The 9,758-nt window shown below is 74.4% G+C and carries 8 protein-coding genes; 2 read left to right on the top strand and 6 right to left on the bottom strand.

Annotated features, from left to right (window positions below; all coding sequences use genetic code 11):
* Both HG542_RS32135 and HG542_RS32130 read right to left on the bottom strand, forming a co-directional pair.
* The coding region (locus HG542_RS32135; protein WP_255316344.1) for an erythromycin esterase family protein at nucleotides 1-317 on the bottom strand (317 nt) is incomplete at its 3' end.
* A 191-nt stretch (nucleotides 318-508) separates the two neighbouring features.
* Nucleotides 509-2,317 (bottom strand): sugar-binding protein, encoded by a 1,809-nt coding sequence (locus HG542_RS32130; protein WP_171087764.1) that lies wholly within the window; start codon nucleotides 2,315-2,317, stop codon nucleotides 509-511.
* Between the two features lie 79 nt (nucleotides 2,318-2,396).
* Here HG542_RS32130 and HG542_RS32125 point away from each other — a divergent pair, with 79 nt between their 5' ends.
* A complete protein-coding gene (locus tag HG542_RS32125; RefSeq protein WP_171087762.1) occupies nucleotides 2,397-3,038 on the top strand; it encodes a protein-L-isoaspartate(D-aspartate) O-methyltransferase in 642 nt (213 codons plus the stop codon).
* Between the two features lie 13 nt (nucleotides 3,039-3,051).
* On the opposite strand, the gene HG542_RS32120 is transcribed toward HG542_RS32125, so the two are convergent.
* From HG542_RS32120 to HG542_RS34580, 3 genes are read right to left on the bottom strand one after another with little or no spacing between them, the layout of a single operon-like run.
* Entirely contained in the window at nucleotides 3,052-3,984 is a 933-nt protein-coding gene (locus HG542_RS32120; protein WP_171087760.1) for an alpha/beta fold hydrolase, read from the bottom strand.
* Nucleotides 3,981-4,961: an NAD-dependent epimerase/dehydratase family protein gene (locus HG542_RS32115; RefSeq protein ID WP_171087758.1), complete on the bottom strand. Its 981-nt coding sequence runs from the start codon at nucleotides 4,959-4,961 to the stop codon at nucleotides 3,981-3,983. Before HG542_RS32115 ends, HG542_RS32120 begins: the two co-directional genes overlap by 4 nt.
* Nucleotides 4,958-5,881, bottom strand: a complete 924-nt coding sequence (locus tag HG542_RS34580; protein ID WP_171087756.1) for an alpha/beta fold hydrolase — start codon at nucleotides 5,879-5,881, stop codon at nucleotides 4,958-4,960. The genes HG542_RS32115 and HG542_RS34580 overlap by 4 nt, the downstream gene beginning before the upstream one ends.
* A 196-nt stretch (nucleotides 5,882-6,077) precedes the next feature.
* On the opposite strand from HG542_RS34580, the gene HG542_RS32105 reads away from it, so the two are divergent.
* The gene (locus HG542_RS32105; RefSeq protein ID WP_171087754.1) at nucleotides 6,078-7,706 is read left to right on the top strand and encodes an AMP-binding protein; all 1,629 of its coding nucleotides are present in this window, start codon (nucleotides 6,078-6,080) and stop codon (nucleotides 7,704-7,706) included.
* Between the two features lie 5 nt (nucleotides 7,707-7,711).
* Here HG542_RS32105 and HG542_RS32100 read toward each other — a convergent pair.
* Nucleotides 7,712-9,758: SDR family NAD(P)-dependent oxidoreductase (locus tag HG542_RS32100; RefSeq protein WP_171087752.1), on the bottom strand; the 2,047-nt coding region annotated here is incomplete at its 5' end.

Below are 9,758 nucleotides of genomic sequence, written 5' to 3'. Positions count from 1 at the left end.
GCTCGGCGGCCTCCAGGCCGGCCCATGCGGGCGCGGCCGCCGCGCCGGAACCGCAACCCTCGAGGAACCGGTCGCTGATCTCCAGCCTCGGGGAGGTCGAGGCCGGCGAAGCGCAAGGGGCGTCCGCTGGTGCGGTTGTGGTGGCGCAGCCAGTGCATGAGGTCTGCGGCGCCCCACTCGGCGGCGGCCCGGCTTGCTCTCCCCAGGTCCCCGCCGTCGCCCTCGCCCTGCAGCCACCGGTCGAGCGGGAAGGCTTCGCTGAAGCCGAACTCCATGGCGAAGACGGTGAATCGGAGGTTCAGGACACAGCCACTCATGCGCACACGGGCGGACGAGCGACGCGACGACGCGCAGACGCAACCGGCGCCAGGCCACTGGGCCGACGGCGCACCGCGTCTGCCGACGGACCTCGTCGGAGAAAATTATCGCGGGGCAGGGCGCCCTCGGAGGGCTTGTCGCCGCAGGCGGTGAGCCGGGGTTATCGGATGCGGGGGGTGCGAAGCGCCCGCTAAGACGTCCCTCCCCCGAGCGGAATGCCCGTGCAGGTGGACTGGGAGACGGAGGCCGGGGAGTCCTGGCTGCGTGCCGCCTCCAGTGGGAGCTCGGCGGCCGGTGCGGGGTGGTCCGGCGGCGGGGTGTATCCGGGGAGGTGCAGGGTTCCCCAGACGTAGGGATCGGCCTGGGCGCTGCCGTAAGGGGACCAGGCCAGGCGGGACTTGCCCGTCTTGTCCTGGGTGTCGGAGTCGTAGACGAGGATGTTCGCGGTGAGGCGGGCGGGGTCGACGGGGGCCGGGAGGTCGGCGAGGGGGATCTTCGCCTCGACCGTGTAGCCGTGGTACGGGTCGGTGACCGTGGAGGCGACCGTCATGCCGGGCGCGGTGCTGCTCGCCGGGCCCTGGTGGTTGTCGGCGTCGCGTTCGGCGCAGGGGCCGCCCTCGTGGGCGGTGAAGGGGAGGATGCCGGTCCGGAAGGTGGTGGAGGTGTCGTCGGAGCGGCCTCGCGGGTCGAGGTCGATCTCGACGGAGTCGGTGCGCCAGTGGCGTTTGCAGTCGTTGCGGGCGTCGAGCGGGGCGCCTTTCCTGTCGTCCGTGACGTGGACGAGGACGTACAGGTCGTCGCCGTGGCGGGCGAGGCGGGCGTCGGCCGAGCAGTCGTCGGGGGTGCACTCCTTGCCGTCCCAGTGCGTCAAGTGGAGCGTCTCGCCGGGGTATTCGTCCGGGCCCGCCGTGCCGTCGACGACCGGGGCCTCGGCGACGTCGGGGACGGTGGTGGCGGGGGCGGGCGGGTAGGCGGGCTGGGCGTCGTTCGCCAGCCATGGCATGTGCACCTTCTGCGTCCAGTCGCGGAACTCGGCGTACAGCGGGCGCAGTCCGGTCTGGGGGTGCACGGGGGCGGTGACCTGTCTGCCGTCCTCGGCCAGGACGGTGAACCACTCGCAGGGGAGGCGGTTCGCTGGGGTGCCGACGGTGGGCGGGAGCGTGCCGAAGCCCTGGGTGATGTAGGTGCGGGCGGCGTCCCGTTCCACCTGGGCCCACGTCTTTCCGTGGTCGCGGGAGGGTACTCCGGGCCACACGCCCATGACCGGCAGGCCGGTGTGCGGGTCCGTGACCTGCCGTGCGGCGCACCGCTCCCCCGCCGGCCCGTCGAACGTCCAGTTCTGGGCGAGGAGCCGGCCGGGTTTCCAGGGGGCGTGCTTCTCCTTGGTGATCTGTTCGGGGAAGGCCGCCGGGTCGCCGGCCAGGCGGAAGGCCTCGACGGCCAGGCGGCCGGCCTCCTGGTGGCCGCCGTGCTGGCCGAACGGGCGCGGGTCCATGGTGACCACGGTCTTCGGGGTGGTCGCCCGGATCAGCCGGACGAGCCGGGCGAGGGTGTCCGTCGGCTGCTGCGGGGGGCGGTTCCAGGCCTTGGCGGTCAGGGGTGCCGAGAGCGTGTACCAGAAGTCCGGCTTGTCGAGGTAGAAGACGTTGCGGATGCCGGCGTGCGCGACGGCGGCGCGTTCCTCGCGTTCGCGGATGACGCCGAGGGCGGGCCCCTCCTCGGGGCCGGCGGCGTTGCCGCCGCCCTCGCCGCGGGTGATGGTGACGACGCCGGTGCTCAGTCCTTGCCGTTCCCTCCACTGTCCGAAGGCGGCCAGGGACTGGAACTCGTCGTCCGGGTGGGCTCCGATGAACAGCACGTCCGTGTGGGCCGCCGTCCGGCGCGCCGGGGACGTGCTGTCGTCTCCGTCCGGTGCGGTGTGCGTGCTGCAGGCGCCGGTGGCGAGCGCTCCGGCGACGAGTGCGGCGGGGAGGAGGCGTCGGGGCTTGTACGGCGTCATGGGACCTCGTCCTTCCCTCGGGCTCCGGCGGGCGGAAGGCCCATGATGCCGTGGTCGTGTTCCGGGGAACATGGGGCGTATGAGCGGCAATCAGTCCCCCGAGGGGCTCGCGCGTGTCCTCCGGAACGCCGGGATCGGTGACCGGCGTCTTCTGCAGGCCGTTCGGGCGACGCCGCGGGCGGCGTTCGTGCCCGCCGGACAGGAGGCGTTCGCGTACCTCGATGCGCCGGTTCCGATTGCCCACGGGCTGGTGACCACGCAGCCCTCGCTGTCCGCTCTGATGATCGAGGGTCTCCGGCTGGTCGGGGGCGAGCATGTTCTCGAGGTCGGCACGGGTCTCGGTTTCCAGACGGCGCTGCTCGCCCGGCTGGCGGGCGACGTGGTGAGCATCGAGATGTGGCCGGACCTCGCGCAGCAGGCACGGCGCAATCTCGGCCGGCAGGGCATCCGCAATGTGGACGTGCGTGTCGGGGACGGCAGTTGCGGGGTGCCGGAGGGGGCGCCGTACGACGCCGTCGTCGTCTCGGCGGCGTTCCCGGAGGTGCCCGCGCCGCTGGCCGGTCAACTGCGGGAGGGCGGGCGGCTGGTGCAGCCCGTCGGGCCGGGCGGGCGGGAGCAGGTGGTGGCGTTCCGGCGTACCGGCGGCCGGCTGGAGCGCGTACGGGTGCTGACGGCCGCGTCGTTCGTGCGCCTGTACGGGCGGTACGGCTACTCCTCGTGAGCGGAGTGCTGCCTCACGTCCCGCGGTCGGTGACGGCGAGGAAGTCCCTGATGTCCTCGATGAGTTGACGGGCCGCGTCCTCCAGGACGAAGTGTCCGGCGCGGGGGTGGAGGTGGAGCGAGGCCCGGGGCAGGCGGCGGGTCCATTCGGCGAGGACGAGGTCGTCGTGGAGGGGGTCGCGCATGCCCCAGCCGATGAAGACCGGGAGTTGGGTGAAGGTGATGAGGGACCGGCCGAGGCGGCGGGCGTGGTGCCAGCCGGGGTCGGCCGGGCCGAGGGGGATGTCCTGGGCGAAGCGGACCAGTGCGGACCGGTCGCGGCGGTGCCGGTAGGGGGCGAGGTAGGCGTCGCGGACGGCCTGCGGCAGGGGACGGCGGGGGGCCTGGCGCAGGGTCAGGTGCGGCACGGTGTTGGCGGTGTGCGCGATCCTGCCGAGTGCGGGGTGCCTGAGGGCCTGTGCGGCGCGCGGGAGCCGGTATCCCGGGGGTGCGGGGAACGCGGTGGAGTTGAGGACGACGAGTCGGGTGACGGCGCCGGGGTGCAGGTGGGACCACCACAGGCCGATGGGGCCGCCCCAGTCGTGCACGATCAGCGTCCAGCCCCGGGCGGGGGCGCCCCGGTCGGTGACGAGGTGGTCGACGAGGCGGCCGAGGTCCTGGGCGCGGGTCTCGGCGAGGAGTGCGCCGTCCGGATCGCGTGCGCGGTCCGAGAGGCCCATGCCCCGGTGGTCGGGGGCGATGCAGCGGTGGCGGTCGCGCAGGGCGAGAACGAGGTGGCGCCACATGTAGCTCCAGGTGGGGCTGCCGTGCACCATGAGGACGGGGGTGCCGCGGCCCTCGTCCAGGTAGTGCTGGTGCCAGGCGCCGTGGCCGAACCAGCGTCCCTGGAAGGGGTAGTCGGGCAGCCGGCGTGCCTGTGCGGCGGTGAGGGGCGGCGGAGGGCTCATGGTGTCCGCCGCAGGCGTTCGAGCCCTTCCGGGGTGCTGACGAGGGGGGTGTAGCCGAGGTGGGTGCGGGCGGCGGTGATGTCGAACCAGTTCGCGTAGGCCGCGCCTGCCACCAGGCACCGGTCGAGCGGCGGGCTTCCGGGGAGGCGGAGCAGCCGCCAGCCGTACTCGCACAGGCTGCCGGCCGCGAGGGCGAGCGGGACGGGCACGGGCTGCAGGCGCGGGCTGCGCCCCAGGGCGCGGAGGAAGAGGGTCAGGGTGCGGGCGAGGGTGCACGGGCTGCCCTGGGTGATGAAGTACGGGCGGCCTGCGGCGGGGGCGCCGGGGCGGACGCGGTCGAGGGCCAGGAGGTGGGCATGGGCGGCGTTGTCGACGTGGACGGTGTCGATGCGTTGGTGTCCGCCTCCGGCGAGCGGGAGGACGCCGAGCCGGGCGGCGCGCAGCAGCCGGGGGGCGAAGTGCGGGTCGCCGGGGCCCCAGATGCAGTGGGGGCGCAGGGCGACGGTGGCCAGGCCGGGTCCGTCGGCGGCGAGGACGAGGCGTTCGGCGGCGGCCTTGGTGGCCGGGTAGGGGCCGAGGGGGCGGCGGGGGTAGGGCAGGGTTTCGTCGCCGCCGTCGATGTCGGTGTTGTCGAAGACGACGCTGGGGCTGGAGGTGTGGACGAGGATGCCGATGCCGTGCCGTCGGCAGGCGTCCAGCACGTGCCGGGTTCCGGTGACGTTGATGTCGCGGAGGGGCCGGGGGTCGGCGGCCGGGCCGACGCGGGCGGCGGTGTGCACGACCGCGTCACAGCCGGCGGTGGCGCGGTGGACGGCGTCGGGGTCGCGGAGGTCGCCCAGGTGCTGGTCGACACCGAGTGCGGCGAGGGGGTGGGCGAAGCGGCGGTGCAGGGACCTGATCTCGTGTCCGGCTGCGGCGAGTTGCCGGCACACGGCGCTGCCGAGGAAGCCGCTGCCGCCGGTGACGAGGACTTTCACCGCCGTTCTCCCGTGGTGTCGAGGAAGTGCCGGATGGCCGGGACGAGTTCGGCGCGCGCGTCCTCCAGGACGTAGTGTCCGGCGTCGGGGAAGCGGAGCACGTGGGCGTGGGGGAAGCGCTGTTGCCAGACGTCGGCCAGCGGCGGTCGGAGGACCGGGTCGCGCATGCCCCAGCCGACCAGCATGGGTGTGCGGTCGAGGGCGGGCAGCATGCGTTCCACGACGGCCAGCAGTGCCCAGCCGGGGTCGCTGCGGGTGATGGGGACGTCCTGGATGAAGCGCGCGAGGGCGGCGCGGCGGCGGCGCCGGCGGTAGGGGGCGGTGAAGGCTCGGCGGACCGGCGGCGGCATCGGGGTGGTCACGCCGAGCCGGGCGGCTCCGTGGGCCCAGCCGGGTGTCCAGTGCGCGGCGGCGGTGCTGACGGGTCGCAGGTGCAGGAGGCGGAACCACCAGGGGGGCAGGCCGTGTTCGGGGAAGCGGAAGACGGCGGTGTTGAGGACGACGACCCGGTCCACCTTGTCTGCGTTGAGGCAGGCCCAGGTCAGGGCGATGGGTCCGCCCCAGTCGTGGGCGACGACGGTCCAGCCGTGCCGGGGTGCCCCGTGTTCGTCGGTCAGGTGGCGGACGAGGTCGTCGAGTGCGGCGGTCTGGTGTCCGGCGAGGAGGGCGGGCAGGGGTGGGGCGAGGCGTTCGGAGAGGCCCATGCCGAGCAGGTCGGGGGCGATGCACCGGTAGGCGTCGCTCAGTGCGGCTATCAGGTGGCGCCAGGCGTAGCTCCAGGACGGGTTGCCGTGGACCATCAGCACCGGGGGGCCGGTGCCTTCGTCCACGTAGTGCTGCCGGCTGCCGTCGGTGTGCGTGAACCACTGTGAGGTGAAGGGGTAGTCAGGTCGGCGGGGGCGGTCGGCTGCTGCGCACACGGGCCTGCCCTTCGGGTGCGAGTGGCATCAAATTCGGTGTTCCGACCTGGAGTTCATGCCCGGTGGGGGTCCGTCTCGCGCCGGAGCGCTCCGGAATCACTCATGTAGGTGATGCCGCCTCGGCGGTGCCGTGGCCATCCTGAAAGGGGCTGAAAGGACCGACAACCGGCCCGTACCGCACCGGAGGTGTCCGCCCGTGGCCCCGCTGGCCCGTACCGTCCTGGAGGCCCTGCAGGAGGCGCCCGGGGGCGTGTGCCTGCGCTACCCGCACGGCCGGCGGCGGTTCGCGTCGCTCGGCAACGCCGAGGCCGCCGCGCTGAGTCTGGCGACCGCCGCGGCCCTGGCCCGGGCCGGGGTCCGGCCGGGGTACCGGGTTGCGGTGCTGACCCGGGATCCGGTGGAGCTGGGCACGTGCGTGCTGACCCTGGCCGGCATGGGCGCCGTGCCGGTGCTCGTCGACGGCTCGCTCCCGCTGCGGGTGATGGGCCGGTGTCTGGCGGCCGCCGCGCCGGACGTCCTGCTGGCCGAGCCGCTCGCCCACCTCGCCGGGCGCCTGCTGGGCTGGGGCGGGGGCACGGTGCACCGCCGTGTGGTGGCGGGGCCCGGCTGGTGGCCCGGCCGGACGCTCCGGCGGCTGCGGCGCTCCGTGCCTCCGTGGCGGACGCTGGCCGGGCCGCCGGACGACGCCCCGGCGATGGTCGTGTTCACCTCCGGTGCGACAGGGCCGCCGAAGGGTGTCGTCCACCGGCACAGCACGGTGCAGGCGCAGATCCGGGCGCTGCCGGAGGGAGTCGCATTGGCCGGCGGGACCGTGGTGGCCGCCTTCGTGCCGGCCGCGGTGCTCGGGCCGCTGCTCGGTGCCACCACGGTGGTCCCGCGGGTGGACCTGGCCCGTCCCACGCGTATGCGGGCCCGTGACCTGGCGCACGCCGTGAACAGTACGGAGGCGGATGTGCTCTTGGGCTCGCCCGCGCTCCTGGACCGGCTGGCCCGCTACTGCATCCGCACGCTCACTCCCCTGCCGTCCCTGCGTCAAGTGGCCTCGTTCGGTGCGTCGTTGCCGTATGCGGTCCTGGACCGGCTGCGGGTGTGCCTGCCCGCCGGGGCGACGGTCTGCAGTGTGTACGGCGCCACGGAGGCGCTGCCGGTCAGCATGATCGACCACCGCGAGCTGCTCCCGCTGCGCGCGGCCACGGCCCGCGGGGAGGGGGTGTGCCTGGGCCGTCCCGTGCCGGGGGTGACCGTGCGCGTCCTGCCGCTGGACCCGCTGTCCAGTGGCGTGGACGTCCCCCGCGGGACGGTGGGCGAACTCGCCGTCTCCGGGCCGAACGTCAGCCCCGCCTATCTGGATCCGGCGGCCACCCTGGCGGCGAAGCTGTACGAGGCGGACGGCGGGGTCGTGCACCGCATGGGGGATGTGGGGCGGCTGGACGAGCAGGGGCGCATCTGGTTCTACGGCCGTGTCGCGCACCGGTTGCGCACGGCGGAGGGCGCGTTGTTCACGGAGCAGGTGGAGCCGGCCCTCGACGCGGTGCCCGGTGTGCGGCGCACGGCGCTGGTGGGTGTCGGTCCGGCCGCGGCGCAGTGGCCGGTGGTGGTCGTGGAGTTGGAGCGGGCGGCGTCGCGCGGGGACCGTGCGGTGGTGCGGCGCGGCATCCGGGAGGTGCTGAACGGCCTGGAGCTGCCGGTGACGGGTGCGGTGCCGGTGCTGTTCCACCGGTCGCTGCCGGTGGACCACCGGCACGCGGCGAAGATCGACCGTGCCCGGCTGGCGGGTTGGGCCGTTTCGCGGCTCGGCCGGTCCTTCCGGCGCGGGGGCCGGTGACCGTCTCACGGTCCGGGCGGCGGAGCGCCCTGTGACGAGTGGAGGCCCAGCCGGTCGTGGATCAGGCGGGCGAAGTGGGTCAGAGTGCGCCCGCCGCCCATGAGTTCGCCGGGCGGGATGTGGATGCCGAAGTATTCGCGGGCCTGGAGGATGAACTCGGCGCCCATGAGGGAGTCGACGCCGAAGTCCTCCAGGTTGCGGTCGGGGTCCAGCTCCGACGGGTCGATGTGCAGGACGCCGGCGAGGTGGCGGGCCAGGGCCTCGGTGATGGCGCGGACGGCGTCCTCGGTGCTCATCGCGGCCAGGGAGCGCAGCAGTTCCTCGCGGCTCTCGTCCGCGTCCGCGGCGCCGGCGGGGACGAGGGCGGCGTAGCGGGGTGTGGCCAGGGAGGGCAGCAGGCGGCGTGCGCGGCCCCAGCGGTAGCGGCCGATGCCGGCGACGTCGGTGCCGGCGGCGAGGATGTGGTCGGCGGCGGCGAACGCCTCGGTGGAGGTGACGGGTTCGAAGCCGAGGCCGGTCATGGTGGCGGCCAGGTTGCTGCGGGCGACGTAGCCGGTGTCGGCGATGGGTCCCCAGGCGAGGGCCGTGGCGGTCCGTCCGGCGTTGCGGCGGGCGCGGGCGAGGGCTTCCAGGTGGGCGTTGGCGGCGACGTAGGGGGCCTGCGCGAGGTTGCCGGTGGCGGCGGTGACCGAGGAGTGCAGCAGGAAGAGGTCCAGTGCGCGGCCGGTGGTGAGGCGGTCGAGGATGTGTGCTCCGGCGGCCTTGGGGGCGAACACGGCGGCGAAGCGCTCGTCGGTGAGGTCGGCCAGCGGGGCGTCGTCGAGCTGCATGGCGCAGTGCACCACCCCTCGCAGCGGGTGGCCGGTGGCGTCCACGGCGGCGATCACCTCGCGCACGGCCGTCTCGTCGGTGACGTCGGCCGCGTACGCGGTGGCCGTCACCCCACGCGCGGCGAGACGTTGGAGCACGGCCGCGGCCTCGGGGGCCTCGGCCCCTCGGCGGCCGACCAGGGCCAGGTGCCGGGCGCCGCGGTCGGCCAGCCACTCGGCGGTGGCGGCACCGAAGCCGCCGAGCCCCCCGGTGACCAGGTAGGTGCCTTCGCCGTCCAGCGCCGGGACGCCGAGGGCCGGTTCGACAGGGACCGGCTCGTCCAGCGGATCGAAGGCGACCACGACCTTGCCGACGTGCCGGGAGTGCTGGAGCAGCCGGAAGGCCTCGTCGACGCGGGCTGCGGGACAGACGGTGTGCGGGAGGGGCCGGTACTGGCCGGCTGCCACCCGTGCCGCGGTGTCGAGCACCAGGCGGGGGCCGCGGGCGCGGTCGAAGACGATGCTGTCGAGGTTGAAGCCGAGGAAGGTGAGGCTGCGGTGGAAGGGGCGCAGCAGGAGCGGGTTGTTGAGGAAGATGTCGCGTTTGCCGAGTTCGATGAAGCGGCCGTTGGGGCGCAGCAGGTCCAGGCTCTGCGCGATGGCCTCGCCGCTGAGGGAGTTGACGACGATGTCGACACCCTTGCCGTCGGTGAGTTCGCGGACGCGGGGTGCGAAGTCGAGGCTGCGGGAGTCCAGGACGTGCTCGACGCCGAGCGTGCGCAGCAGGTCGCGTTTGGTCTCGGTGCCGGCCGTGGCGATCACGCGGAGGCCGAGGTGGCGGGCGCACTGGAGGGCGGCCAGGCCGACGGCTCCGGCTCCGCCGTGCACCAGCAGCGTCTCGCCGGGCAGCGGCCTGGCCTGGTCGGCGAGGGTGTGGTGGACGGTGAGGAAGGCGACCGGGAAGGTGGCGGCCTCGATGTAGCTCATGGTGCCGGGCATGGGGCCGACTGCTCCGGCGTGCGTGAGGGCGTGGGAGCCCAGGGCTGCTGCCATCAGTCCGCTGACGCGGTCGCCGGTTTTGTACGCGGTGACCCCGGGTCCGACGGCGCTGACGATGCCCGCGCCGTCGCACCCCAGTCCGCGGCTGAGGGGGCTGCCCTCGACGGCCTCGGGCGGCAGGAGCCCGTTGGCCCGCATGGGGTCGCGGTAGTTGAGTGCGACGGCCCGCAACTCCACCAGGATC

Origin of the sequence: Streptomyces morookaense (assembly GCF_013030945.1) — a bacterium.
Taxonomy (GTDB): Bacteria; Actinomycetota; Actinomycetes; order Streptomycetales; family Streptomycetaceae; genus Streptomyces; species Streptomyces morookaensis.
Note: the sequence above shows the minus strand (reverse complement) of the source record. Positions and strands in the feature narration are given on the sequence as shown.